Below are 26423 nucleotides of genomic sequence, written 5' to 3' on the forward strand. Positions count from 1 at the left end.
TGGGCGGCGCGGGGGGCGCCCCCCCTGGGCCCCCGGTTGTCTGGGGGGGGGGCCCCCCCCCCCCCCGCCACTACCCATTTCCAAGGATCAGCCGTTGTCGCGCAGGAACCGCGCCATCGACGAGACGCCCGGCACGCGCGGTTCGAACTCGCCGGCAACGTCGATGAAGCCACGCATCACCGCGATCTCGCGCGGGCTGCGGTTGAGGCTGTCGCGTACTTCCGGATCGGCACCGGCGCGCAGCAGGCGCTGCACCAGCAGCGGCAGTCCATGCAGCGCGGCCAGATGCAGCGGGCCGAAGCCACGCGGATCGCGCACGTCCAGGCTGACGTCCTCATCCAGCAGGCGCTCCACCGCCGCCATCACCACCTGCTCGTCGCAGGCGGTACCCGGCTCGGCGCGGGCGCCCAGCAGCAGCAGCAGCGGCGTGACCGAACCGGCCGCGGCCTGGTCCGGTTCGGCACCGGCCAGCAGCAGGGTGTCGAGCAGGGCCAGCAGGCGCGAGCGGTCGCGGGCACTGAAACCGTACAGCGCGGCACAGTGCAGCGGGCCCAGCTGCTGCGCGTCACCGGCATGCACGTCGGCACCCGCAGTGAGCAGGCGCGCGACGATGTCCGGCAGGCCCAGCGCCGAGGCCAGCATCAGCACGGTCACCCCACCCGGCAGGCGATGTTCCAGCTTGGCGCCGGCGTCGAGCAGGGCCGAGACGATATCCACCTGGCGCATGCTGACCGCCGCCGACAGCGGCGTCGCGCCACTTGCCGCGGCGTGCTGCGGATCGGCGCCACGCGCCAGCAGCAGGTCGGTCACCGCCAGGTGACCACCGCCGGCTGCACGCAGCAGCGCGGTGCAGCCCTGTGCGTCGACCGCGTCGACGGCGAAGCCCAGGTCGATCAGGCGGCGCACCGCATCGACGTCACCGGCCATCGCGGCGGCCGGCAGATCGGCCTCGCGCAGCGTACGGCGCGGCAACGGCCATACCCGCCAGTCGAGCCAGTCGGCCAGATCACGGCGACCGATCGACAGCGCCACGCCCAGCGGCGTCTGGCCGTCGGCGGCACGTGCTTCCGGCGAGGCACCGTGCTGCACCAGCAGCTTCAGCGCGCCTTCGCGGGCCAATGCGGTGGCCAGGTGCAATGCGGTCATGCCATGGCTGTCGCGCGCTTCGCGATCGACACCGGCCTTGAGCAGGGCCTGCTGCAGGCGCAGCCAGCCCAGGCGCACCGCCAGCGACAACGGCGGATCACCGGCCGGCGATGCGGCGAACGGGTCGGCGCCACGTTCCAGCAGTTCCAGTGCCAGCTGTTCCAGGCCACGGGCGGCCTGGTCGTGCTGTGCGCAGGCCGCCAGGAAGCGCGCCAGGCCACCGCGGCCAGCCGGCGACAAGCCACGTTGCAGCATCACCTGCAATGCAGGCACCGCGTCGATGCCTCGCGACAACAGCGCGAACATCGGCGTGTCGGAACAGGCGTCACGCACGTAGGGATCGGCACCGTGGGCCAGCAGCCAATCGACCGCACGCGGCTCCAGCGCCAGTTCCGGATCGAGCAGCAGGCCACCCAGCTCTTCCGGCTGGCACAGCTTGGCCAGCGCGGCCATGCCTTCGGTGTTGCCGAAACCCAGCGCTTCGCGCAGCAGGGTCAACGGCGGACGGTCCGGCAGCAGGCTGCTGGCGCTGGCGGCTTCGCCGCGCTCGGCCAGGCCATCACTGACGGCGGCCGGCAACGGATAGGACGGGTCCAGCAGGGCCACGATCGCCCAGCGGCCGGCTTCGGCGGCGTAGTCCACCGCGCGGCGACCGACCGGATCAGCGGCATCGGCGGCGATGCCCAGTTCGACCAGGCGCTTGATCAGCAACGGCGAGACATCCTCGGCCATCGCTGCCAGCTGCACCGCGTTGCGGCCTTCGCCGTCCACTGCGACCAGGTCCGGCTTGTGCGGCAGCAGGTGTTCGATCACGGCGGCGCGACCGGCACGGGCTGCTTCCAGCCACGGCGTACGGCCCAGCGCATCGCGCGCTTCCAGATTGGCACCGGCGCCCAGCAGCACGCCGATGATCTCCACGTGGCCGGCAAGCGCCGCCTCATGCAGCGCACTGCGGCGCTGGCGATCGCGGGCGTCGGCGCGCGCCTTGTGCTTGAGCAGCAGCTGCACCCCGGCCGGATCGTCATCTTCGGTGGCAGCGGCGGCGAGCAGCACCGGCGTGCCCTCGGCCGGTTCGCTGCGCGCACCGCGTTCGAGCAGGAAGCGGGCCAGGCGCCAGTTACCGACCTGGCAGGCCACGGCCAGCGGCGACCAGCCTTCGCTGTTCAACGCATCGACTTCGGCGGCGGCATCGCGCAGCAGCGCGGCCACGCCCGGGTCGGAACTGCGCGCGGCATGGTGCAGCGGGGTGTTGCCATCGCTGTCGATGGCACGCGAGTCGGCGCCGTTGGCGAGCAGGGTCATCACCGCTTCGGGCCGGCCGTGCCAGCTGTCGCGGGTGGCGGCCAGCAGCGGGGTCATGCCCCGGTGCGGCGCATTCACATCAACGCCGCGGGCGATCAGTTCGCGCAGCAGGCGCAGGTCCGGCAGCACCGCAGCCAGCACCGCCAGGCTGCGCTGGTCGCGCCAGTTCGGGTCCGGCAGCGCATACGGATCGGCACCGGCCTGCAGCAGCTGCAGGCCCCGGTCGATGCGGCCATGGCGGGCGGCTTCATACAGTGCCGGGGTCAGTTCCTGCGGTGCCATCGCCTCCAGCGGCGCAGTTTCGGCCGCGGCGGCGAACATCGGTTCGTGCTCGTTGCTGGCCGTGGCCAACGGGCTGGAGCGCAACGACACCAGCGGCGCTGGCGCGACCCGCTGCAGCAGCAGATGCAGCAGCGGCGACAGCACCAGCACTGCCAGCGTGGCAGGCCAGCGTGCGCTCTCCGGCAGCAGGCCTGGCCAGGCCGGCAACACCACCAGTGCAGCCAGTGCGATCACCAGCGCGGCCACGCCGAGGCCACGCCAGGCGGTCAGGTCGCGCCCGGCCAGCGCCTGCCAATGCTGGGCCAGGCTGCCGTCAAGGCGTTCAACGTCGTTCCACAACGGCCAGGTACGCCAGGCCGCCAGCAGGCCGGCACTGACCAGCACGCTCAGGCCCAGCACAGCGGCCAGGCTGCCGCTGTCGCGCAGCGCCGCCAGCGGCCAGGCCAGCAGCAGCGCCAGCAGCAGCGGTGCGGCGGCCCATAGCGCCAGCAACGCGGGCAGGTCCTGGCGTGCGACCACCTTCAGCGGCAGCAGCGCGCGGCTGCGGCGCCACCACGACACACCCAGCGCGAACGCAGGCTGCGCCAGGGCGGCAAGGATCGCACCTGGAACGCCACCCACGGCAGCGCCCAGCGCCAGTACGGCACCCACGGCGAAGGCGATCGACAGCACGCGCGGACGGGAGACGTCAGTCATAGTGCCGCGGCATCAGGCTAGCCACCGACGGCGGCACCTGCAGGTAGAACCCGCGTTCGCTCATTTCGCTGCGGACCTTGTCCGGATCGGCCAGGGCCAGGCGGCGCTGGGCATCCAGGGCCACGTCCAGGACGAAGGTGAGCGTACCCAGCGAGGTGAGCAGCGGCGCGGGCAGCGCGCTGAAATCATCGCGTCGGGGAACGTAGACGTAGGTGTCTGGCTTGAGTTGGCTTTTATAGACGTAGGCGTGCATGTCCGCGGGACGATAACCCGGGAAGAGCCATGATTGTGTCGGAAAGCCGACACCGGGGAAAGCCGTCAGCCGACGATGGCGGCGCGATCGGCGGCGTTTCCCCTGCGGGGTTCAGCAATGTGGCGGCGGCGTTCAGCCACACGCACACCTGACGGCTGCGGGATCACTCGCCCCAGCGACGGAACACCAGGGACGTGTTGATGCCCCCGAATGCGAAGTTGTTGCTCATCACGTACTCGGCCTGGAGTTCGCGGCCCTGGCCGGTGATGAAGTCCAGCTGGCCGCAGCGCGGATCGACCTCCACCAGGTTCAGGGTCGGGGCAAACCAGCCGGCACGCATCATCTCGATGCTCACCCAGGCCTCGAACGCACCGCAGGCGCCCAGCATGTGGCCGACGTAGCTCTTCAGTGAGCTGATCGGCATCCGCGAGCCGAACACCTGCGCGGTAGCCTGGGTCTCGGCGATGTCGCCGTGATCGGTCGCGGTGCCGTGGGCGTTGACGTAGTCGATCTGCGCCGCGTCCAGTCCGGCATCCTCCAGCGCCAGGCGCATGGCCTGGGCCATGGTGTCGGCACTGGGCTGGGTGACGTGCTGGCCGTCGCTGTTGGTGCCGTACCCCACCACCTCGGCAAGGATGGTCGCGCCACGCGCCTGCGCGTGCTCCAGATCTTCCAGGATCAACGTGCACGCGCCCTCGCCCAGCACCAGGCCGTCGCGGCCGGCATCGAACGGGCGGGGCGTCGACTGCGGGGCGTCGTTCTGCACGCTGGTCGCGAACAGGGTATCGAACACGGCGGCCGCGGCCGCGTCCAGCTGCTCGGCACCGCCGGCCACCATCACCGTCTGCTTGCCGCTGCGGATCGCCTCATAGGCCGCGCCGACGCCCTGGCTGCCGGATGTACAGGCACTGGACGTGGTGTAGACGCGCCCGGACAGGCCGAAGAACACACCGATGTTGACCGGCGCGGTGTGGCTCATCATCTTCAGGTAGGTGGTGGCGCTGATGCCTTCGGTGGTGAACTCGTTGAGCATGCGGCCAAGTTCGCCGATGGCCTCATGGCTGCCGGAGGAGGAGCCATAGGCCACTCCGGTGCGGCCACTGCGGAGCACCGGATGGTCGTGCAGCCCCGCTTCGTGCAGCGCGATTTCGGTGGCACGCACCGACATGATCGCCACCTTGCCCATCGAGCGGGTGCTTTTGCGGTTGTAGGTTGGCGGCAGCTCGAACGGCTGCACCGGTGCGGCCAGTCTGGTGTTCAGCCCGGCATAGACATCCCACTCGGGCATCGCGCGCACGGCGTTGCGGCCGCTGCGCAACTGCGCGTGGATGGTCGGCCAGTCGTGGCCGAGCGGACTGATGGCGGCGGCACCGGTCACCACCACGCGATGGTCGATGCCCATCAGAGCATGCCTCCGTTGACCGAAATCACCTGCCGGGTGATGTAGCCGGCCGGCTCGGACAGCAGGAAGGCCACCGTCGCCGCCACTTCATCGGGACGGCCGACGCGGCCGGCCGGAATCAGTTTCAGGGCGTGCTCCACCACGTCCGCACTGAGCATCTCCGTCTCGATCAGGCCGGGAGCCACGCAGTTGACCGTGATCTGGCGGCTGGCCAGCTCCAGCGCGAGGGCCTTGGTGGCGCCGATGATGCCGGCCTTGGCCGCACTGTAGTTGACCTGGCCTCGATTGCCGGCAATGCCGGACACCGACGACAGGGTGACGATGCGGCCCGGCTTGCGCCGACGCACCATCGGCATGATCAACGGATGCAGCACGTTGTAGAAGCCATCCAGGTTGGTGTGGATGACCTGATCCCAATCCTCCGACGACAACGCCGGGAAAGCGCCATCGCGGGCGATGCCCGCATTGCAGACCACGCCGTAATACGCGCCATGCGCGTCCACGTCGGCCTCCAGCGCCGCGCGCGCGGCATCACGATCGGACACGTCGAAGGTGAGCACGCGCGCCTGCACGCCCAGCGCCTGGATCTCGGCCACCACGGCCTGAGCCTCCTCCACCCGGCTGCGGCAATGCACCGCCACGTCGAATCCATCATGGGCAATACGCAGCGCAATGGCGCGGCCGATTCCCCGGCTGGCGCCCGTCACCAGCACGCATCGATTCCCAGTCATGCCTGTCCACTCTCCAGATAGGCCTTCGCGTCGGCCGGTTCATACACCGACACGTTGGCAACCGCCCATTCTTCCTCGCCCGCCAGGATCCGGCAGGCGAACAACCCCAGCCCATTGTCGCCCAGCAGTTCACGACGCGCCTGCACGCGCAGCCGGGAGCCACTGGGGAAACCACTGCGCTGGCTGCTGTAGCGCCGGCTGCCAAGCAGGAACCCCAACTGCGGCACGCTGCCGGCCGCGCGCGCGCGGCAGCCTGCCCAGGCGGCAATTGCCTGTGCCATGTACTCAATGCCGATCCAGGCCGGCATTTCGCCTTCTTCGATGAACAAGCCCGTCGCGGGTACCACCAGTTCGGCCTCGATGCTGTCCTGGTCCCATCGCAGTATCCGCTGCAGCAGGCACATGTCCTGGCGATGCGGCACCACCTCCTCGATCGCGTAGAGAGGATTCATCGGCGTTCCAGTGCCAACACCGCATTGCTGCCGCCGAAGGCAAACGAGTTGCTCAGTATCCGTCGCAGCGGCCGTTCCAGGCGGGTGCCCGGCGCCACCAGTGACAGTGCCGGCAGCGCCTCATCCACGGCGCCATCCCACCAGTGCGGTGGCAGCCGCTGCAGCGGGTTCTCGGCCAGCATCATCCAGCACAATGCCGCCTCGATCGCGCCGGAGGCGCCGAGCGTATGCCCGGTGAGCGGCTTGGTCGAGCTGGCCGGTACGTCGGTACCGAGCACCTCCGAAACCGCCAGGCTTTCCATGGCATCGTTGTGGTCGGTGGCGGTGCCATGCAGGTTCACGTAATCGACATCAGCGGGCGACCAGCCAGCGCGCTTCAGTGCCTGCTGCAGCGCATCGATGGCGCCTTGGCCTTGCGGGTCGGGCGCGGACATGTGGTGGGCGTCGGACGATTCACCCCAGCCAGCAAGAACCACCGGACCGATCTCGCGGGTGAGCAGGAACAGCGCGGCTCCTTCCCCGATGTTGATGCCGGATCGATGTTGCGAGAACGGGTTGCAGCGCAGCGCGGACACCGACTCAAGCGCGCTGAAACCCGCCACGGTAAAGCGGCACAGGGAATCGGAGCCGCCGGCGATGACCGCATCGACAACCCCGGCGCGCAACAGGCGCGCAGCCGACGCCAGGGCCTTGGCACTGGATGAACATGCCGTGGACAGCGTCCATGCCGGGCCCTGCGCACCACTGCGAAGCCGTACGAACTGCGCGGCCGTTCCCATTTCCTGCTGCGCGTAATCGTAGTCCGCCGGCCAATGACCGCTGCTGGCGTGGGAGCACATGGCCCGCTCACCTTCGCCAATACCCGACGTGCTGGTCCCCATCACCACAGCCACGCGCTCAGCGCCATAGCGGGCGATGGCCGCGGCCACCGCAGGCGCGATCTGCGCCAGCGCAACCGCCAGCAGCGCGTTGTTGCGCCCACGCAGGGCCAGCGGGAGTTCGTCCAGCGATGGCAGCGGCGTGCACACCTCCCCCAGCGCCAGGGTCCGGCCCGGCAACAGGCTGTCGTTGTTGCTCAACCCACCCGGTACCTCGGCGAACATCGCCTCCGCCACCGCCGCGCGACCATCACCCAGCGCGCAGACAATGCCCAGATCGTTGAGGAAAACGGCGGTGTCCATCAATCCTGTCCAGCCATATCGATCGATTCGATGCGCAGCGCGTAGCCTTCTGCACGGTTGTCCAGCTGCAGGCTGCCGTCCTGCAGGCGCTGCAGCTGCAGCCACACCGTACCTTCGCGCGACAGCCTGCGCTGGTGGCCGTCATCACTGACCTGCCAGCCAGCCGGCAACACGGCGGCGATCGCGGCCGTCGGCCACAGCGCGAACTGCAGATCGTCCAGCACACGCTCCGCGCGAACCTGCGGCGGCAACCACGATGCACGTTGCTCGGTCAACTGCCGACCATCCCAGCGCAGACGAACGCCGGTCTGGCCCATGGCCTGCACCGCCAGCTGCACCTGCTGCGCATCGGCTTCCAGCAGGGCGTCGAGATCACGTTCGTGGCGCCCGAAGCGGAAATGCAGCTGCTGCTGCAGCGCCAGTGGCGTCGGCAGGCTGGACGGGGCCAACCGCAGCGGCGGCAGCTCGACCTGCGGCCTCGGCATGCGCCCGGCGCAGGCGGACAGCAGCGCGCACAGCAGCAGCGCTGCAATGCTGCGCACGATCAGCTGTGGCACGCGGCCTCCAGCACACGTGTGGGGCAGCCGCTGTCGATGGAATTGTTCATGTAACGCCCTTCCGGATACGGGTCGAGGGGGGTAGATGATGTTCCCGAAGTGGTCGCCGCGCCAGCGTCGGGCGGTGGCGCACGCACTCCGATTCAGGACGGCGGCAATGCATGCGGCGACGGCCGGAACAACGGCGAGATCAGCCAGACCAGGCCGATGCCGAACAGCAGCGTGAGGCCGAAGGCGCGCAGCGCCGGGGTCTGCGACAACCCCAGCAGGCCGAACGACAACCAGGTGCTGGCCGCGCCCACGCACACCGCCAGCCATGCGCTGGCATCGCCGCGGTGCTCGATCAGGAAGATGCCGTAGTCGATGCCCATGCCGAGCAGCAGCATCAGCGCCAGTACGTTGAACAGCTGCAGCGGCTGGCCGAACAGGCCCAGCAAACCCAGTGTCAGCGCACCGGCAATGAGCGTCGGCGCGAATACTCGCCAGGCCTGGCGGCGGTAGCGCAGCCACAGCGCGCCGAACACCAGCACGATACCGACCAGCAGCAGCCCACCCATCAGCTTGCGGTAGTGACCCAGCAGCTGCGAGAAATCGGCGGTGCGGTCGACCCAGCGAACGCCGGGCAGGCCTTCGGCCGCGCCCTGCAGGGTGGCCAACGCATCGGCACGCGACAGATCATCGACCATCACCACGCTGATCATCTGCCCGCCCACATCGCCCACCCACAGGTGGCGGAACGGCTGCGAGGCCGGCGAGGCCAGGAAGGCTTCGGCGGTGAGCGGCGCGTTCGCGAACTGCGGTCGCTGCAGCGGTTCACCGACCGCCTCCGACACGGCAGACAGCACACCCGGTTCCACCTTCGCGGTCAGTGCGGCATCGGCCTGCTGGCGCGACGGCGACGGCAGCCAATCGCTGATCGCACGGTAGCCACCAATGCGTTTGTCGTTGGCCAATACACGCAGGCGCTCGGTCAGTGCTTCCTCACGCTGCAGCAGCTGCGCGGCATCCGCACCCTGCACCAGGTAGAACTGCGCCGGGCTGGGCATGCCCAGCAGCTGGCTGAGGCGGATCTGCTGTGCCATCAATGCCGGCGGCGAGGACTGCAGGCTGCGCAGGTCGTCGTTGCTCTGCAGGCGGGCGATGCCGATCGCAGACAGCGCCAGCGTGATCACCACGAACAGCGTCACCGGACGGCGACCATGCAGACGCGGGAAGCGCTCCAGCGTGCTGCCCAGCCACTGCGAAAAACGGGTCTGGCGGATCTCACCACCATCCAGCCACGGGAACCAGAAGATCACCGTCAGGAACGCGGCCGCCAGGCCGACCACCGAGAACAGCGCCATCTGGCGCAGGCCCGGGAACGGCGTCAGGCCAAGCGCCAGGTAGGCCAGCGCACTGGTCAGCAGCGCCAGCCACAGGCCAGGCAGCAGGTGCCTCAGCAGCTTCCAGCGGCGATCAGCCGGTTCGGCCTGGCGCGATGCAAACCAGTGAATGCCATAGTCCTCGGCCACGCCCACCAGCGATGCGCCGAACACCAGGGTCAACACGTGCACGTTGCCGAACACCAGCACGGTCACCGCCAGCGCCACGCCACAGCCGATCAGCAGCGACGTGGCCACCAGCAGGATCGGCCGCAGCGAGCGGAACGCGAGCCACACCAGCAGCAGCACCGCCGCCAGCGAGCCCCAGCCGATGGTATTGATCTCCCGGTTGGCCTGCACCGCCGCAGCCTCGGCATGCAGCGGCACGCCCGCATGCAGGATCTCCAGATCCGGAGCGGCCGCCTTCGCCGCCTGCCCGGCACGTTCCAGCAATCCATCCAGATGGCGCTCGCCATCAAGCTTGAACGCCGAACCCGGCGTATCGAACTGCAATGCAGCCCAGTGCCTGCCTTCGGCGTCGAGCAGGCCATCATCGCCCAGCCGCAGGCCCGAGCCCTGCGCCTGCTGCTGCCACCATTGCGGCCACAGCGACAGCGGATCCTGCCGCCATTCGGTCAGACGTGGGGCGCCCATCGGGCCGTACAGCGCGGCCAGCGCCTGCTCGGCCAACGCGCCCGGTTCGCCGCCCTGCAGCTGCTCGCGCTGGGCCGGGGTCAGCAGGCGGTCGCGGTACGGCGCGTAGAACGCGCGCGCCTCATCGAACCAACCTTCGATCGAGCCGCTGGGCACCAGCAACGTGTGATCGGCGTCCTTGGCCATGGCCGCAGCAAACGCGGCCTGCGCACGCTTGGCGGCAGCGCCGTCCTTGCTGCCAAGCAGCACCACTACCTGCCGCGAGCTGCCATCGGCGATGCGCCGGGTGACGTCGCTCAACAGACGGTCGTGCGCGTCCTGCGGCAGCAGTGCAAGGATGTCGGTGTCGATCCGCGATTGCTGGCTCCACAGGTGCCACTGCTGCACGCCCAGCGCCAGCAGCAGCACCAGCCAGGCGATGCCCAGCCAATGCCACCAGCGGCGCAACCGGTCCGGTGCATTCAACGCCACGTCCTCACTCAAAGCGGCGCGCCTCGTCTGCGCTGAGCGCGGCCGGAGCCTCGCTGAGCGCGTTGAACTGGATCAGCGTGCGGTCCTTGCTGGCCTCGACAATCTCGACCTGGCGCACGTAACGATCGCCCTGCAGGGTCAGCGACTGGAACGCCTTGGCCAGCATCGCTGACTTCGGCGTCAGCTGCAGCCGCCAGCCCTGTCCTTCGCGGCTGACTGTCACGCTGAACGGGCCGGACAGCGCCTGCACGTCGCCACTCATCAGCGCGAACATGATCGCGTTCACCGAGCGCATCGCCGGCTGCTGCCGCGCATCGAGCTCGACGCGGGTGCTGCCGTCACGCTGGCGGCTCAGGATGCGGTCGGCAGTGACAACCACCTCGGAGGGAAACGGCTTCAGCGTGGTCCAGATCACGCCATGCTGGCGCGCGACCACGAACCGGCCCTGCGAGCGCAATGGGTTCTTGAAGCCGCTGACCTGCTTTTCCTGCGTGAACTGGCCACGCAGTACGTCCGGCCGCGCCACCGCCTGGGTGATCGCGTCGATGGCCGGATCGGCGGCCTGCACCAGCGGTGCGGCCAGCAACAACACCGCGCACAGCAGCGCACGCGCGAAACGGTTGGCTCGGTTCATGGTGCAGGTACTCCCAGGCGTTCCCACAGTACCGGCGGGCACTGGTACAGCATTTCCCTGCTGGCCGCGTCCACCGCCACCTGGATGGTCATTGCGCGGGTCAACACCTGGCCGCTCTGCGCATCGAGGATTTCATAGTCGATCTTCAGCCGGTTCTCCCATTCCACGAGGCGCGCGACCACGCGCAGCGGCTGGTTGAACAGCAGCGGGCGCACATACTTCACCCGTGCATCGACCACCGGCCAGAGGTAACCCGATTCGAGCATCTGCGGGTAGTCGTAGTTGTAACGACCCAGCAGTGCACAACGCGCGATCTCGAAGTACTTGAAGTAATGACCATGCCAGACCACGTTCATCGGGTCGCAGTCATGGAAGGCCGGGGCCAGCGCAACTTCGGCCACCCGTTCGATTGCTTCATTCACCGGCATACAGCTCCCAACGTTGCGCGCGGATCTCCACCAGCAGGTCCCGCAGTTCGCGATCCAGCGCGCGGTCTTCTTCGACCAGGGCGATGCGCTGCCCCAGGTCGGCGTACATATCGGCCAGACTGCCATGCAGCTGCGCGTTCAGGCCAACCCGTTCGCGCAGCGCCAGTCCCTGGCGGGCAGCAATCAGCATCGCGGCCACCACCTGCTCGGTCAGTTCGATCACGCGCAGGCAGTCGCGCGCGGCGATGGTGCCCATGCTGACCTTGTCCTGGTTATGGCATTCGGTGGACCGCGAGAACACGCTGGCCGGCATGGTCTGCTTAAGTGCCTCGGCAGTCCACGCCGAAACGCTGATCTGCAGTGCCTTCAGGCCATGGTTGATGGCCGCACGCGGGCCGGTGGCGGCCGACAGGTTGGCCGGCAGTCCATGGCTGTAGCGCGCATCGACCACCAGCGCCAGCTGGCGGTCGAGCAGGTCGGCAACGTTGGCTACCGTGTTCTTCAGGGTATCCATCGCCAGCGCGATGTGGCCTCCGTAGAAGTGGCCGCCGTGCAGGATGCGCTCGCCATCGGCATCGATCAGCGGATTGTCGTTGGCGCTGTTCAGTTCGGTTTCGATCAGCTGGCGCAGGAACGGCAGGCTGTCTTCCAGCACGCCGATCACATGCGGTGCACAGCGCAGCGAATAACGGTCCTGCAGGCGCTGTTCATTGCGCGGCGGGCGCTCGCTGTGCAGGTCGCTGCGCAGGCGCGCGGCAATGCGCATCTGGCCCGGGTGCGGTTTGGCCGCGAACAGGTCTTCGTCGAAGTGGTGCGCGTTGCCGTCGCTGGCCAGCACATTGAAGGCGGTCAAGCGCGTGGCCATGCGTGCCAGGTAGTCGGCGCGCTGCCAGGCCAGGCAGGCCAGGCCGGTCATCACCGCAGTGCCGTTCATGATTGCCAGGCCTTCCTTCGGCCGCAGCTTCAGTGGCGCCATGCCGATCTTCGCCAGCACTTCGGCCGCCGGCTGCACGCGGCCGTCGTGCAACACCTCGCGCTCGCCACACAGCACCGCCGCCACGTAGGACAACGGGGTCAAGTCACCGCTGGCACCGACGGAACCTTCGGCCGGAATCAGTGGCAGTACATCGTGCTGCAGCAGCGTAGCCAGACCTTCCAGCAGCGGTACGCTGACACCGGACATGCCACGCACCAGCGACGCCAGGCGCGCAGCCAGCACCGCACGGGTCTCGACCGGGTCGAGGTAACGGCCGAGGCCGCAGCCGTGGTAGGTGTACAGATGATGCGGCAGTTCCGCCACCAGCGCCGGCGGAATGTTCACCGTGCATGAGTCGCCGTAGCCGGTGGTCACACCGTAGATCACGCCGTCCTCGCGCAGCAGGCGGTCAAGGAAGTCGGCACCGCGCTGGATGTGCGCACGGAACGCCGGTGCCTCGCTCAGCGCAGCTTCGCAACGGCGCCGGGCCAGGGCAACCACGTCTTCGATGGTCAAGGGTGCATCGCCAAAGCGGCACACGGGTACGGCGTCAGTCGTCATGCGGAGCCTGATCCCAGAAGGGGAAGAAATTGAACCAGTCCAGCGGCGACTGGATGACCTGCTGTTCCAGCCAGCCCGCATAGCGCTGCACCTGATCGGACAATGCCGCATCACGCGACCCGCGTGGCAGCACGATGCGATCGGCGAACGGCTCGAACACGACCCGATAGCCCTCGCCCTCATGCAGGCAGGCCATGGTGTAGACCGGGCAGCCCAGTGCGGCGGCCAGTACATACCCGCCGATGGGGAACGGCGCACGCTGCCCGAGGAAATCGGCGCTGATGCTGCGCCCGCCGCCGACCGGCGTGCGATCGCCGACAATGGCCACGAATCCGCCGGCGGCGACCTTGTCAGCCAGCATCATCGCCGTGGCAGGCCCCATTTCGGTGACCTGCACAAGCTCCACCGCTGCCAACGGATCCAGCCGACGCAGCAGGCGGTTGAAACGCTGCGCGTGCGCGGTATGCACCAGCACCGTGATGCACAGGCCGGGAACCCGCTCGGCCAGGACCTGGCACAGTTCCAGGCAGCCGATGTGCGCGGTGAGGATCAGCCCGCCTTCGCGCTGCGCGATCCTCTCCAGCACCGGGGTGCGATGCAGGTGGATGCGTTCGGGCGGATAGCGCCCGCCGATGCCGAGGATCTTGTCCAGCATCGTGTCGGCAAACGCAAAGAAGTGGCGCAGGCTGTCGCGCCGGGTCGGCGCGCGACCCAACACGCCGCTGTGGGCCTGCAGGCGCTGCAGATACTGCATCGAGGCCTCACGGCCAACGCGGTTGCCCAGCCAGTGGCAGGCCACCACCGGCCACACGCACATGCGGAACGGCCAACGCCCGAACCAGCGGTGTACCCAGTACAGGACCAGCACGCCGGCCACCGAGGTGGATTCACCGATATCGGCCCAGTGCGGGGCACCCTGCGGGGTCGCCATTTCAGCGCTGCCCCCGCAGGCGGCGGCGCAGCAGGCGCGGTGCGCGCCAGAGCATGCCGAAGAAAAGGCGGGCGTGCATGCGGGTGATGCGCACGTTGTCGCGCCACATATCAAAGTGCGACACGCCATCGGAAGGATAGGTCACGCGCGTGGACAGGTGCTCGACCGGCACCTGCCGCCAGTACAGGCGCACGATCACCTCGGTATCGAAATCCATGCGCCGGCCGATGGTCTCTTCGCCGATCAGGCGCAGAACCGGTGGCAGCGGGTACACGCGGAAACCGCACATGGTGTCGCGCAGGTGCAGCGACAGCGTATTGATCCAGACCCAGATGTGGGTGGCGTAGCGGCCATACAGGCGTGCCTTCGGTACGCTGGCATCGTAGGCCGGGATACCACAGATCACCGCATCCGGATGGGCACGCGATGCCTCGATGAAACGTGGCAGGTCGCCGGTATCGTGCTGGCCGTCGGCATCGATCTGCAGCATGTGGCTGTAGCCACGCGCGTGGGCCTCGGCGAAGCCGGCCAGCATCGCCCCGCCCTTGCCCTGGTTGATGTCCAGGCGCAGCAGGTCGACGCCCGGGCGCTGTGCCAGCGAACGCAGCACGGCCGCACACGCGTCATGTGAGCCGTCGTCCACCAGCAGGCATGGAAGGCCGGAAGCCAGCACGCCGTCGACCACCGCCGCGATCGCATGTTCGTGGTCGTAGACAGGAATCACCACCAATGGCGCGAACGCGGCACTGGCACTGGAGGGATCAATCCGCATCGGCAAACACCACCTTTCCGCTGGAGTGCATCCCGTGGCTGGAGGTATAGCGGAAACCCAGCACGCCACGCGCGGCATCCCAGTCCAGCTGCAGGGTCAGCACGTCCCCCGGCCGCGCGACGTGCTGGAACTTCACCGCGTCCATGCGCAGGAAACCCGCCGGCATCGCGAACGCCTGGCGGCCGAAACGCACCGCCCAGTCCAGCTGGGCCACGCCGGGCAGGATCGCCGCCTGCGGGAAGTGGCCCTGGAACGGCCGCAGCGCCGGGTCGAGGGTCATGCGCAATGTCGCGCTGGACGTATCGCGGTGATCCCACAGCGGTACCGGCATCAGCGGCTGGAACAGTGCCGCCAGCGCCGACTGGGTGACCTTGCCCTGCGCATTGAATGGCAGCGACGGGACCAGTCGCCAGCGACGTGGACGGGTCACTGCGTCGTGGCTGTGGGCCAGCCGCGCGCCCAGGCGCTGGCCGAGTGCACGACGCGCCGCGTCACCACCGTCCAGCAACGCGGGATCTGCCGGCACCACCACCGCTGCAAGCTGCTCGCGTTGGCCCGGCAGCACCAGCACGCGTGCATCCTCCACTTCGGTGTCTTCGCGCAGCGCGCGTTCCAGTGCATCCAGCGAGACGCGCCGCTCTTCAATCTTGACGATGCGGTCGGTTCGGCCCAGCAGGCGGAAACACCCGTCGGCCAGCGCCTCGACGCGGTCCTGGGTGCGCCACCAGCCGGCGTTCTCCAGGTGTGGCGACGCCACGGCCAGGCATCCCTCCTCGATCCGCCACTGCACGCCCGGCAGCGGCTGCCACGGCGGCAGGTCGGTTTCCCAGCGACGCCAGGCGATGCCGCCGGTCTCGCTGCTGCCGTACACCTCGGTGGGAGCCACACCCAGCCACTTCCGCACCTGCCGCGCCGCTTCTTCAGGCAGCGGGCCACCGGAGGAGAACACTGCGCGCAGGCGGCCGTGCAGGCTGAACCAATCCAGCTGTTCGGGCAGGCGCTTGAGGTGGGCCGGGGTGGCCACCAGCACCGTATCGGTACCGGACAGCGCCGCCACCAGATCTTCATGGAAGAACCGGCGCGGATGAATCAGGCGACCGGCGGCCAGCGGCCACAGCACGCGGAACAGCAGCCCGTAGATGTGCTGGTGCGAAACCGTGCCATGCACCTCCACCCCTTCCAGCTGCGCTCCGAACGCAGCCTGCAGCGCGTCGACTTCGCGCGCCAGCTGGTCCAGGCGCTTGCTGATCGCGCTGGGTTGGCCAGTGCTGCCAGAGGTGAACACGCACAGCTCGCAGGCGCGCTCGTCCAGCATCCGCAACGCGCCGTCCGCCACTGCATCCACCGCCATCAGCGGGCGGTAGTCGGCGGAGACATCGCCAGCAAAACCACTCACCTGCGACTGCAGGGCCTGCAGCGTTGCCGGCAGGTTGTCGGCAGCCAGGAACACCCGCTTGCCGGCATGCCATGCACCGTACAACGCTGCGGCGAAGGCCACGGCATCGTCGAAGTACAGGGCCCAGTCGCGCCCCTCGGCAGCGGCAAAGGCCGAGCGCCACGCCAGCACGCGCCGGCGGAACCTGGCGTGATCGAGCAGCACACCGTCACAGACGCCGACCGGGCGTTGCGGCCGCGCATCCAGCAGCAGCCGATCCAGGGAAATCCACTCAGCCATGCGTGTGCACCGCCCTGACCCGTTGCCGCACCAGCCACTCACCCGCAAACAGGATTCCCATCAACACGTACGCCAGCAAACCGTTGTAGAGCATCCAGACCCGGTCCGACGCATACAGCGCCGTCAGCAGGGCCAGGCTGCCGTTGAAGACGAAGAAGCCGCACCACACCTGGGTGACGCGACGGGTATAAGGCACCGCCGATGCAGGCAGGTCCGGCTCCTGCAACCGAGCCAGGCGCTCGACCACGGGAGGACCGAATCGAAGGCTGCCGGCAAACACGACCAGCATTACGGCATTGACCAGCGCCGGGTACAGCTTCAATGGCAGCGCCTGGTTGAGTACCGTCGCCAGCACCGCGAGCAGGCCGGCGCCCGCTGCCGCGCCCCACCACACCGGTTGCCGCGTGCCCAGTGCCCGCAGCAGGGCCAGCGCGAACAGCAGCAACGACGACCAGCGCGGCTCGAAACGGCCCATCGCCAGATAGACCAGCAGCGGATAGGCCAACGAGATCGCAGCCACCGCCACCGTGCGTGCGCGTGCCATGGGAACGGCGCCCGCGCTGCGGTCAGGCGGCCGCCTGGTCCGGCAGCAGGCCATGCGTCACATCGACGATGTCCTGCACCGTACGCACGGCCTTGAATGCTTCCGGCTGCAGGTTGCGACCCAGCAGCGGCTTGAGTTGAACGATCAGATCGACCGCATCGATGCTGTCGATGTCCAGATCGTCGTACAGGCGGGCCTGGGGCGTGACCCGGGCCGGTTCGATCTCGAAGCTGTCGGTGAGGATGGAAACGATGCGATCGAACAGTTCATTCTTGGTCATGGCAGTTCCTGGCACCGGTTACGACCGATGGGCGGCGACGAACTCGCCAAGCGCGCGCACGCTGGAAAAATGGCGGCGGGTCTCTTCCGAGTCGGATGACAGGCTCACACCGTACTTCTTCTGCAGCGCCAGGCCCAGTTCCAGCGCATCGATCGAATCCAGGCCAAGGCCCTCGACGAACAGCGGCGCAACCGGATCGATATCTTCCGGCGTGATGTCCTCCAGTGAAAGCGAGGAAATGATCAATACCTTGATCTCGTGCTCAAGTGCTTGCACGGGTGGGGTCTCCAGACAGGTCGAAGTAACGGGAAAGGTGCTCGGTGACGCGACGTGCCGCCAGGGCATTCCCTCCTGGCGAGTCGTCTTCGACCAGAAATGGCGAGATCGGGATATCTTCGCCGATCTGCAGCCGAACGTGAAAGCAACGCGAGGGAATACGATACCATTTCTGCCCTTTGGCCAGGGCGGGCGGCGTACAGGTGATCCGCACCGGCGTGATGTCCAGACCGCCGCGGACGGCGATGTTGGCGGCGCCGCGCTGCAGCCGCAGTGGCTGCCCGGGCACGCTGCGGGTACCCTCCGGAAAGATGACCAGGCTGCCACCCGCACGGACCGCCTTCACGCAGTCATCGACCAGGCCAGGCCCATCGTCGTTGGCAATGTAGCCGGCGGCCCGCACCGCACCGCGCATGAACGGGTTGCTGGCCACCGCCCGCTTGACCACGCACTCCGCGTTGGGCAGCAGTGACACAAGGCAGACCACATCGATGAGCGTTGGATGGTTGGCCAGCACCAGCAGACCGTCGCGCTGCAGGCGTTCGCGCCCTTCGATCTCGCAGGTCATCACACCCAGGCTGCGCATCAGCCGCAGCTGGCCGGCGAAGGCGAGCTGGACCAGACGGCGGGCACGGCGGCGGCGCGCGAGTGGGTCGCGCATCAACAGCAGCAGCGGCATTACCACCGTCCCCAGCACCAGCCCGCCCAGGCCAAAAGCAAGAAAGCACAGCGCCGTGCCGAACACACGCCACGCGTGATCGAGGCGGCGCGGGCCCTCAGCCACGGCAGCCCCAGGACCAGCGTTGTCCCTGCGTTACGTGCTCAAGCGCCGGCATTCCCGACAACAGGAAGCGATGCAGGTCCAGTGCGTGCGGCAGATGGCCCGGCACGCCCTCGGCGGCACTCGCCGGCTCCCAGCGCAATGACAGGGTCGGGCAGCCTTCGCGAGGCCGGGTGAGACGCCAGCACCATGCGAAGAACACGTCGGGTTCGTCGGCGAACGGCGCGTATATGCCCGGCAGGGGCGATTCGTACACCACCACACGCACCTCACGGGCGCCGTCGGCCAGCAGGCCGACCGCTTCCAGGCAGGCGGCTTCCGCCGTGGCCTGGCTCGCGGCCAACGCCAGGTAGTTGCCCCGGTGACCGCGGGCAATCGAATACAACGCTGCAATGGCGTTGTGCACCGACAGCCCGAAGGTCGTGGGCGACAGGGGTTCTCCGCTTGCCAGCGATGCCAGCAGATCCATCGAGCGCGTCACGTCGCCATGGCGGCTGGCGAAAACCAGCGGCACCTGGCTGTCGGCACCCTTCGCGTCCTCGCACCAGCATGCGGCCTGGATCGCCATCCGGCCCAGCCGTTCGATACGCCGGCGTTGCATCGCCGGGACTTCGGTGAGCGCTGGCGCGCCCTCGCCCACGGGCAGGAACGGTGCATCGGCCCAGCGCAGCCATTGGCTGCGCTCGGTCAGGCCAGGCGCCCAGGCGGCCCAGTCGACGACGGAGAATTCAATCATCTAGCGGTGGTGTTTCACTGGGGGAACGATAGGCACGGGCCACTCAAGGCGACGCGCGGCTCCCCCTTCCTGCAGCCGTGCGTCCGTCCAGGACGTTGCCGGCTACCCCCTTGGCTGCCGGAAAGGAGCGCACGCTACCACGTCCAACGCAGGGAATGCAGTCTTCACAAACAACAACGCGGGAGCTGCCAGCCGCAGGTCCCGCGCAGGATTCTCAGTGGTAGCCCGCGTCAGCGTGCACTTTGCCGCGGAATACCCGGTAGGACCACGCTGTATAGCCGAGGATGACTGGCAGCAATATGACCAGCCCAACCAGCGTGAAGCCCAGCGAAGACGCCGGCGCGGCGGCCTGCCACAGCGTCATCGACGGTGGCAGCAGATAAGGCCACATGCCCAGCACCAGGCCGAGGAAGCCGAGCACGAACAGGGCCAGGCTGAGCAGGAACGGCGGCAGGTCACGGCGCGGGTGCGTGGCACTGCGCCACAACGCGGCAGCCACCGCCAGGGTCAGCAACGGCACCGGCGAGAGCCACCAGAAGTTGCCGTCGCTGAACCAGCGTTCCATCAGGCGCGAATCGAGGAACGGCAACCAGCTGCTGACCAGGCCCATCGCCGCGATCACCGCCACCACCAGTGGCCGGGTCATCTGCCGCGCCAGCGCCTGCACGCGCCCTTCGGTCTTCAGGATCAGCCAGGTGCTGCCGAGCAGCGCGTAACCAGCCACCAGCGCAGCACCGGTCAGCATCGCGAACGGGCTGAACCAGGCAAACGCGCCGCCCTGGTAGACACCGTCCACCAGCGGGATGCCCTGCACCAGGGTGCCGAGGATCACGCCCTGGGCGAAAGTGGCCAGCAGCGAACCGAGGCCGAACGCCACGCTCCACAGCCGGCGCGAACGATGCGCCTTGAAGCGGAATTCGAAGGCCACGCCGCGGAACACCAGCGCCACCACCAGCAGCAGCACCGGCAGGTACAGCGCCGACAGCAGCACCGCATACGCCTTGGGGAAGGCCGCCAGAAGGCCGGCGCCGCCCAGCACCAGCCAGGTCTCGTTGCCATCCCAGATCGGCGCGGCAGTGTTCATCATCAGGTCCAGCTGTTCCTCGTCCTCGGCGAACGGGGCAAGGATGCCGATGCCGAGCACGAAGCCGTCCAGCACCACGTACATCAGCACGCCGAAGCCGATCACCGCGAACCACGCCACCGGCAACCAGGTCATCAGGTCCATGTCAGCGCTCCTCCAGCGGTTCGTCGGCGGCCGACAGCGGGCGTGCCGGGGTGTGGCTGCCATGGTCCAGCGATGGTCCCTCGGCATACGGCTGCGGCCCATGGCGCAGGATCTTCACCAGGTACCAGATGCCCCAACCGAACACGAAGGCGTAGCCGACCACGTAGACACCCAGCGACAGCGCGGTCATCCACGCGCTCTGCGGCCCCACCGCATCAGCGGTGCGCAGCACGCCATACACCACCCACGGCTGGCGCCCCATCTCGGTGACGAACCAGCCCGACAGCAGCGCGATGAAGCCGCTCGGCAGCATCCAGTTCCAGCCGCGCAGCAGCCACGGCGAGTCCAGCAGCTTCTTCCGCCAGAGCTGGAAGGCCGAGACCCAGGCCAGCAACAGCATCAACGTCCCCAGCCCGACCATGATGCGGAAGGCGAAGAACACCGGCGTCACCGGCGGCCGCTCGCTGGCGGGTACCGAGGTGAGCGGATCGAAGGTGCCGTCCAGTGAATGGGTGAGGATCACGCTGCCCAGCTTCGGGATGGCAACTTCGAAGTCGTTGCGCTCTTCCTTCTCGTTCGGCAGCGCGAACACCACCAGCGGCACGCCCTCGCCTTCCCTGGTTTCATGCCAGTGCGCCTCCATCGCCGCGATCTTCATCGGCTGATGCTTGAGCGTGTTCAGGCCATGCATGTCGCCGACGAAGATCTGTACCGGCACGGTCAATGCGGCGAACGCCACCGCCGCGATCAGCATGCGCCGACCGGCTTCCACGTGCGTGCCCTTGCGCAGGTACCACGCGCCCACACCACCGATCACGAAACAGGTGGTGATGAACGAACCCAGCGCCATGTGGGCCAGGCGATAGGGGAACGACGGATTGAACACCACCTGCCACCAGTCCACCGGATGCACGATGCCATTGACCATCTCGTAGCCGGCCGGCGTATGCAGCCAGCTGTTGGACGACAGGATCCAGAACGTGGAGAACAGCGTGCCCAGCGCCACCATGCAGGTGGACAGGAAATGCAGGCGCGGCGAGACCCGGCCCCAGCCGAACATCATCACGCCAAGGAAGCTGGCTTCGAGGAAGAACGCGGTCAGCACCTCATAGGTCAGCAGCGGGCCGATCACCGTGCCGGCGACCTCGCTCAGCCGCGGCCAGTTGGTGCCGAACTGGAAGGCCATGACGATGCCGCTGACCACGCCCATGCCGAACGACACCGCGAAGATCTTCTGCCAGAAGAAATACAGCTCGCGCCAGACGGGCAACTTCGTGCGCAGCCACCGCCATTCGATGAAGGCCAGCCAGCTGGCCGTACCGATGGTGAAGGCGGGGAACAGCACGTGGAAACTGATGACGAATCCGAACTGGATCCGGGACAACAACAACGCGTCCAAGGGACGCCTCCTGCCGGCTACGGGTGGGATACCGGACCACTTTAGGAGGATTTCGTTAAGGTGGGATGCGACCGGGTGACGCGCTGCTTCACTTTGTCGCAGGTGGAGCTGGATGACAGGATGAATGGGCTACAGGGGCTTCAGCAAGGTCAAGGGCGGCTCCTTGGCGATTCGCAGGGCCCTGGGTACCAGTGCAGTCAAGCAGGCCGCCATCACCAGCACGACAGCGATCGATATCGAGAACCACAGTGAACCTGTGATGCCATCCTGTGGCGGCCCTATCCACTGCAACGACGACGCGCCGAGCAGGGCGCCCAGTGTGGTGAACAGTGAAACTTCGAACATGATTTCGGCAAAGATCACGGAGCCGCGAGCACCCAGTGTCCGTCGAATCCCAATGGAGTGCCGGCGCCGATCAAGCCAGGCGCCTACGACTCCGGAAACTCCGGCCATCAGCACACCGAGAACAACGGCCGTCATGACCGCGAGCACGGTCGTAGCGAAGCGATCAGCTTTGACGTAGGCGTCGCGATATCCCGCCAGCGTCTCGACACCGGTCGGATTCACGATCCGATAGGGCCGCTGCAGCGCATCGACAATGCGATCAAGCGATGAACGATCAACCTCCGACGTCCACTTCGCCAGATAATAGCGACTGGCGCCCATGGGAAGGCCCGGAAGCAGCGCCCACTGCGAGTCCCGCTCATTGCCTCCTGGTACCGGTCCTGCAACAGACGCAAATACGCCCACGATGACCCGGCTGCTGCCGGGGCCGAAATACAGGTGGCGACCAACAGCACTCTCCGTTCCGAACAGACGGGCAGCCAGCGCTTCACTGATCAGCACTACCGGAGCACCTTCAGCCATGTCGTCCTCTGTGGCATCCCGTCCCAGGACGATTCCCGCGCCCAGCATCGCCAGCAAGCCAGAGCTGGCAGTTGCCACGGGAATGCGATCACATCCAGCAACCTCTGTCGTGCCCGCGTTCATCGAATACGCCATGGCTGACTCACTGGTGCACACGCCGTATCGATGGGCTCTTCCCCCGAACGGAACAGAGTCGCTCACAACCGTATCCTGAACACCAGGCAGCTGGATCGCAGACAGGTCCGACCGCAGCACTGCAGCATCCGCGCCTTCATCAACATCCGTGACCCTGACCACACCAATCGATACTGCCTCCCGGATGCTCCCGGTGCTCAATCTGGCAAAGCTATCCAGCGCAGATTGCAGTGCGAACGCACATGCCAGGCTTGCAAGCGCTGCCTGCACTGCAAGCAGTGCGGCGCTTCCCAAGTGTCGTCGGGTCTCCCTCATCGATTCGAACATTTCAGGCAGCTCCCTTTGCGAAGGCACTCGACAGTGAGCTGACCCTGCAGATTTCAAACGATGGGACCAATGAGCAGAGCAACGTCGTGACGACTCCCAGGGCAGCCGCCATCAGCATTGCCCCAGCATGCATCGCTGTTATCGCGCTGGGCAGAACGTCTCCCCCAGCAACCACCCGGATTCCCAGCGCATAGGTGACGACAGCGAGTGCACTGCTTGCGACCCCCGCCGCGATGGATTCCCACATGAGCTGGACGAACACGTCTCGGCGTCGCGCTCCCAGCGCACGTCGTATCGCAAGCTCCCGCCTACGGCGCCCCAGACTGAAGCTCAGCAGTGCCGCCGCATTGACGACGCACACACCGAGAAGGATCAGTGACAGCCGAAGCTGCATCCTGGCCCGCTCCGGAACCAATCCCAGCCTGTCCAGCCAATCCATCAACGGCCAGAGTGCCACCTGCTGCGTATCTGGTTCGATCCGAAGGCCCTTTGCCTGCGCATAGGCGTTCAGACTCGCGCGGTAAGCGGCGACATCATCTGCGGTGGGCAGCCACGCCCACAGTTGAAGCCATGATACGTTGCCCCCTGCAAGATCCGTGTCCTGGTCACCCCCCCAGATCGCCGTCCCGTCCACAACAGTCAACTTGTCCGCGATTGCGGTTTCAACTGGCAGGTAGATCTCGTCAGGCTCCACAAACGGCCGGCGTGTGAGATCTCCCTGAAACATCGGCACCGGATGCCAATCCTCTGCGACACCCGCAACGGTATAGGTGCGTCTGCCCAGTTCCAACGGATGACCAATGCAATCCTGTGCACACTCACGCTGGGCGAGCGCACGCGACAGCACCACCATTCGACTCGCAGCATGTCCCTCCTCGGCAGTCCATGCCCGCCCTTGAACAACGGCAATGCCAAGGACACTGAAGACTTCGGACGTGGCGAACCTGGCGCGCAGTCTTGCGCTGGACTCTCCCGGCCGGGAGAGCGTCACCGCCCCCCCTGCCATTGCTGCCTGTTTCCACGTCCGGCCTTGATTCAGAAGCGCCTTCGCGTCTGGCCAGGTCAGTGCCTGACCAGGATCCGGAGAGCCACTGCGCAGTGCATCTGGACGCGCGTCAAGGTACGGGCGGAACAATGCCGAGCTCCGGCCTGGCGCGGGATCGGACGATGCCTGGAGAACAATGGAGAGCATCACAGTTGTGATCCCTACCCCTGCACCCAGCATGAGAGCGATTGCCAGATGAGTGCCGATTCTCTGCCTGAATCGAATCAACGCCATCTTGATGTAGTAACCGTGCACGTACCCTCCTTGGCCTTTGCAGCGCTCTCAACTTCAACTCGACGGAACTCCTCGTAGAAGAAGTTGCTCTCTTTCTCTCAGCTCACCTACTCCAGCCATGTATGGGCTGCAGGCGCAGAAGGTCAGGCTTTCGTCCTCCTGGTACACCAGAATCTCCCCCATCCTGCTGTCGAACAGTTCCCGGCATGCGTATACGAGAGCGGGAAAAACCCCAAAATCCGCCTTGGGTCGCCCCTTTGGGAAACTCAGGGTGAACGCGTCCCCGTGATAGCTACATATGATTGGGGTGCCTTGCGGTTGTTCGACGAAGAATGGATGCCACTGCTGCTCCCCTTCTACGACATCAGAATCACCATTCCACCGGAAGTAGGACCAGACTGACTTCTGTACGAACTTGTCCAGATGCGACATATCAGGCATTCGATGACCGAACCCAAAAGCGAACTGTGGCGTTCTGATGTCTGGGATACGCTCGGAAATAAGCTTCCACTGCACATTCAAGGGGAGAAGCGATCTACTCACTCCGCGAGGACCAATTCCGTGTGCCAGTGCGTGCGCTCGCGACAAAACCGAACCCAAAGCCGTGTATGCCCAGTTCTGATGCAGACGGAATGTACGAAGACGCTTGCCAATCTCGGTGCAGGAGAGATCGAATACTCTGTTGATGACGTAGGCAGAACACATGCTCGGAATCGATTTTTCCAGTACGGGTTCAATGATCTCAGCCTCCTGAACGCGCCAATTTCGAGTCAGCTCGTCCAGATGGATCACACTCACACCCCGAACATCCCCGAGCACGGCTGCGACGACGTCTTCCGGATCGGAGTGGATAACAATGGTTGGAATCTTCATGCCGCGCTCTCCAGCATTTCCCCTGGCACTCTTTGGCTGTACTCGGCCCTGATCTCCTCCTGAATTTCATCCACGAGCGCCATCAGCTGCAACGAGGCGGGTGACTCCAGTACGAATAGCGTCGATATCCTCCGTTCGATGAAGAATCCACCTGCTACGTGCATCAGTCGTCGCTTCATTCTCCTCCCGGCTTCCTCTCCAATCCCAGCACCGATACCAACCAACCTCCCGAGAAGCTGGTGGATGGCGTAGTAAACAAAAACCGCGTGAGCCAGTGAATGGTTCGGAATGAAGTTGCCTGACCATGGTGAAACCGGGCGAACTCTGATTGCACCTGACATGAACTTCCCATGCACCTCTTCATAGGCGGAGAGGTACGAGTGGACGGACTCATGCAGAATGGCCTCTGCGCAGATATCCACGGTCATTTCCGGCCTGTGAACATTGAGGATTCGGATACAACCTGCATGAATCGGTCGATACTCGGATCCAAGATTCAGAGGTGAAGCCTGATCACCCGACTCGATCGACTTCCTCACGAGCACACGCCTTGTGAATGTTCGAATCAGGAGACCCAGATGTGGAGTGGCTTCGTCTACAAGCCTTATGGCCGCTTCCAGCTTCTCTTGGATTACGACAAGCTCTTCCGATGAGATGCTCAGGAATGGATTGCAGAACGTTCCGCTCTCTGGCTCGTTTCGACGTGCCAGCCCACTATCCACGTCCAGAGCGATCACACCACCCACCTTTGCGCGCTCGACCTTCTCAAATCCGGATTCATGCCACCTGATCACCCACTCGCCAAGGGGGCTTTCGACTCCTCTCCCTTGGTGAAACTTGCCAATTTCGTCATGGATGGGAGCAACTAGACACTCCGCCATTGCGGCGAGATGAAGCGCTTCGATGGTCGTGACAGGCCTTCCATCTGTATCTTCATGGGAGACTCCATCTGGATCATCCATGAATCCGGAAACCCACGGGGAGCCAAGCAATCTTCTTCTCGCTGCGGGATCCAGCTGCTTGAATGTTCTTTCAAAATTCTCAACATGCTCTTGATTCTCAAGCCGCTCATCTCTGAATTTTGAAAGAGCCTCACCCAAACGGCGCGGAGTTATTTCAAACCATGCATCCAGCAACACCGAGCAAACGTCAACCGTTCTGCATGGATCTTCAATTGCTCTCCTGAGATCCTCTATGGAAGTTCTCATCAACCTCTCCTTGGTGGCGGACGAC

The 26423-nt window shown here is 66.4% G+C and carries 25 protein-coding genes; all 25 read right to left on the minus strand.

Translation table 11 applies throughout. The features are described from left to right. Positions 1-87: 87 nt before the first annotated feature. The gene (locus ACJ7C5_RS10880; protein ID WP_412703892.1) at positions 88-3426 is read right to left on the minus strand and encodes an ankyrin repeat domain-containing protein; all 3339 of its coding nucleotides are present in this window, start codon (positions 3424-3426) and stop codon (positions 88-90) included. Beyond that, positions 3419-3679, minus strand: a complete 261-nt coding sequence (locus ACJ7C5_RS10885) for a YcgL domain-containing protein (protein ID WP_412703893.1) — start codon at positions 3677-3679, stop codon at positions 3419-3421. Before ACJ7C5_RS10885 ends, ACJ7C5_RS10880 begins: the two co-directional genes overlap by 8 nt. 163 nt (positions 3680-3842) lie before the next feature. Next, entirely contained in the window at positions 3843-5081 is a 1239-nt protein-coding gene (locus ACJ7C5_RS10890; RefSeq protein WP_088027961.1) for a beta-ketoacyl-ACP synthase, read from the minus strand. Continuing rightward, positions 5081-5812: a 3-ketoacyl-ACP reductase FabG2 gene (locus ACJ7C5_RS10895; RefSeq protein WP_088027962.1), complete on the minus strand. Its 732-nt coding sequence runs from the start codon at positions 5810-5812 to the stop codon at positions 5081-5083. The genes ACJ7C5_RS10890 and ACJ7C5_RS10895 overlap by 1 nt, the downstream gene beginning before the upstream one ends. Further along, entirely contained in the window at positions 5809-6264 is a 456-nt protein-coding gene (locus ACJ7C5_RS10900; RefSeq protein WP_412703894.1) for a hotdog family protein, read from the minus strand. The genes ACJ7C5_RS10895 and ACJ7C5_RS10900 overlap by 4 nt, the downstream gene beginning before the upstream one ends. Further along, positions 6261-7445, minus strand: coding sequence for a beta-ketoacyl-ACP synthase (locus ACJ7C5_RS10905; RefSeq protein WP_412703895.1), 1185 nt, complete (start codon positions 7443-7445; stop codon positions 6261-6263). The genes ACJ7C5_RS10900 and ACJ7C5_RS10905 overlap by 4 nt, the downstream gene beginning before the upstream one ends. Then, positions 7445-8002: a DUF3261 domain-containing protein gene (locus ACJ7C5_RS10910; protein ID WP_412703896.1), complete on the minus strand. Its 558-nt coding sequence runs from the start codon at positions 8000-8002 to the stop codon at positions 7445-7447. Before ACJ7C5_RS10910 ends, ACJ7C5_RS10905 begins: the two co-directional genes overlap by 1 nt. Before the next feature lie 143 nt (positions 8003-8145). After that, a complete protein-coding gene (locus tag ACJ7C5_RS10915) occupies positions 8146-10500 on the minus strand; it encodes an MMPL family transporter (RefSeq protein ID WP_412703897.1) in 2355 nt (784 codons plus the stop codon). After that, complete coding sequence (locus tag ACJ7C5_RS10920) at positions 10493-11122, minus strand: outer membrane lipoprotein carrier protein LolA (protein WP_412703898.1); 630 nt, start codon at positions 11120-11122, stop codon at positions 10493-10495. Before ACJ7C5_RS10920 ends, ACJ7C5_RS10915 begins: the two co-directional genes overlap by 8 nt. Beyond that, positions 11119-11544: an acyl-CoA thioesterase gene (locus tag ACJ7C5_RS10925; RefSeq protein ID WP_412703899.1), complete on the minus strand. Its 426-nt coding sequence runs from the start codon at positions 11542-11544 to the stop codon at positions 11119-11121. The genes ACJ7C5_RS10920 and ACJ7C5_RS10925 overlap by 4 nt, the downstream gene beginning before the upstream one ends. Continuing rightward, a complete protein-coding gene (locus ACJ7C5_RS10930) occupies positions 11537-13087 on the minus strand; it encodes an HAL/PAL/TAL family ammonia-lyase (protein ID WP_094002282.1) in 1551 nt (516 codons plus the stop codon). The genes ACJ7C5_RS10925 and ACJ7C5_RS10930 overlap by 8 nt, the downstream gene beginning before the upstream one ends. After that, positions 13077-14018, minus strand: coding sequence for a lysophospholipid acyltransferase family protein (locus tag ACJ7C5_RS10935; protein WP_097049865.1), 942 nt, complete (start codon positions 14016-14018; stop codon positions 13077-13079). The genes ACJ7C5_RS10930 and ACJ7C5_RS10935 overlap by 11 nt, the downstream gene beginning before the upstream one ends. Before the next feature lies 1 nt (position 14019). Further along, on the minus strand, positions 14020-14790 hold the full coding sequence (locus tag ACJ7C5_RS10940) for a glycosyltransferase family 2 protein (RefSeq protein ID WP_412703900.1): 771 nt from the start codon (positions 14788-14790) through the stop codon (positions 14020-14022). Beyond that, positions 14780-16465 carry an ApeI family dehydratase gene (locus ACJ7C5_RS10945; RefSeq protein WP_412703901.1) on the minus strand — a complete coding sequence of 562 codons (1686 nt, stop codon included), beginning with the start codon at positions 16463-16465 and terminating at the stop codon, positions 14780-14782. Before ACJ7C5_RS10945 ends, ACJ7C5_RS10940 begins: the two co-directional genes overlap by 11 nt. Next, a complete protein-coding gene (locus tag ACJ7C5_RS10950; protein ID WP_046983477.1) occupies positions 16458-17009 on the minus strand; it encodes a COG4648 family protein in 552 nt (183 codons plus the stop codon). The genes ACJ7C5_RS10945 and ACJ7C5_RS10950 overlap by 8 nt, the downstream gene beginning before the upstream one ends. Before the next feature lie 22 nt (positions 17010-17031). Next, positions 17032-17289 carry an acyl carrier protein gene (locus tag ACJ7C5_RS10955; protein ID WP_046983476.1) on the minus strand — a complete coding sequence of 86 codons (258 nt, stop codon included), beginning with the start codon at positions 17287-17289 and terminating at the stop codon, positions 17032-17034. Between the two features lie 18 nt (positions 17290-17307). Further along, on the minus strand, positions 17308-17565 hold the full coding sequence (locus tag ACJ7C5_RS10960; protein ID WP_046983475.1) for a phosphopantetheine-binding protein: 258 nt from the start codon (positions 17563-17565) through the stop codon (positions 17308-17310). After that, positions 17552-18349, minus strand: coding sequence for a lysophospholipid acyltransferase family protein (locus tag ACJ7C5_RS10965; protein ID WP_412703902.1), 798 nt, complete (start codon positions 18347-18349; stop codon positions 17552-17554). The genes ACJ7C5_RS10960 and ACJ7C5_RS10965 overlap by 14 nt, the downstream gene beginning before the upstream one ends. Then, complete coding sequence (locus ACJ7C5_RS10970) at positions 18342-19082, minus strand: beta-ketoacyl synthase chain length factor (protein ID WP_412703903.1); 741 nt, start codon at positions 19080-19082, stop codon at positions 18342-18344. The genes ACJ7C5_RS10965 and ACJ7C5_RS10970 overlap by 8 nt, the downstream gene beginning before the upstream one ends. A 214-nt stretch (positions 19083-19296) precedes the next feature. Then, complete coding sequence (gene cydB / locus ACJ7C5_RS10975) at positions 19297-20310, minus strand: cytochrome d ubiquinol oxidase subunit II (protein WP_046983472.1); 1014 nt, start codon at positions 20308-20310, stop codon at positions 19297-19299. A 1-nt stretch (position 20311) separates the two neighbouring features. Next, on the minus strand, positions 20312-21709 hold the full coding sequence (locus tag ACJ7C5_RS10980; RefSeq protein WP_057500884.1) for a cytochrome ubiquinol oxidase subunit I: 1398 nt from the start codon (positions 21707-21709) through the stop codon (positions 20312-20314). A gap of 129 nt (positions 21710-21838) precedes the next feature. Continuing rightward, positions 21839-23038, minus strand: coding sequence for an ABC transporter permease (locus ACJ7C5_RS10985; RefSeq protein ID WP_412703904.1), 1200 nt, complete (start codon positions 23036-23038; stop codon positions 21839-21841). A gap of 1 nt (position 23039) precedes the next feature. Beyond that, the gene (locus ACJ7C5_RS10990; protein ID WP_412703905.1) at positions 23040-24338 is read right to left on the minus strand and encodes an ABC transporter permease; all 1299 of its coding nucleotides are present in this window, start codon (positions 24336-24338) and stop codon (positions 23040-23042) included. Between the two features lie 33 nt (positions 24339-24371). Further along, a complete protein-coding gene (locus ACJ7C5_RS10995) occupies positions 24372-25190 on the minus strand; it encodes a hypothetical protein (protein ID WP_412703906.1) in 819 nt (272 codons plus the stop codon). Further along, positions 25187-26398: a hypothetical protein gene (locus ACJ7C5_RS11000; RefSeq protein ID WP_412703907.1), complete on the minus strand. Its 1212-nt coding sequence runs from the start codon at positions 26396-26398 to the stop codon at positions 25187-25189. Before ACJ7C5_RS11000 ends, ACJ7C5_RS10995 begins: the two co-directional genes overlap by 4 nt. Positions 26399-26423: the final 25 nt, after the last annotated feature.

Origin of the sequence: Nocardiopsis yanglingensis (assembly GCF_045809185.1) — a bacterium.
Classification (GTDB): Bacteria; Pseudomonadota; Gammaproteobacteria; order Xanthomonadales; family Xanthomonadaceae; genus Stenotrophomonas; species Stenotrophomonas yanglingensis.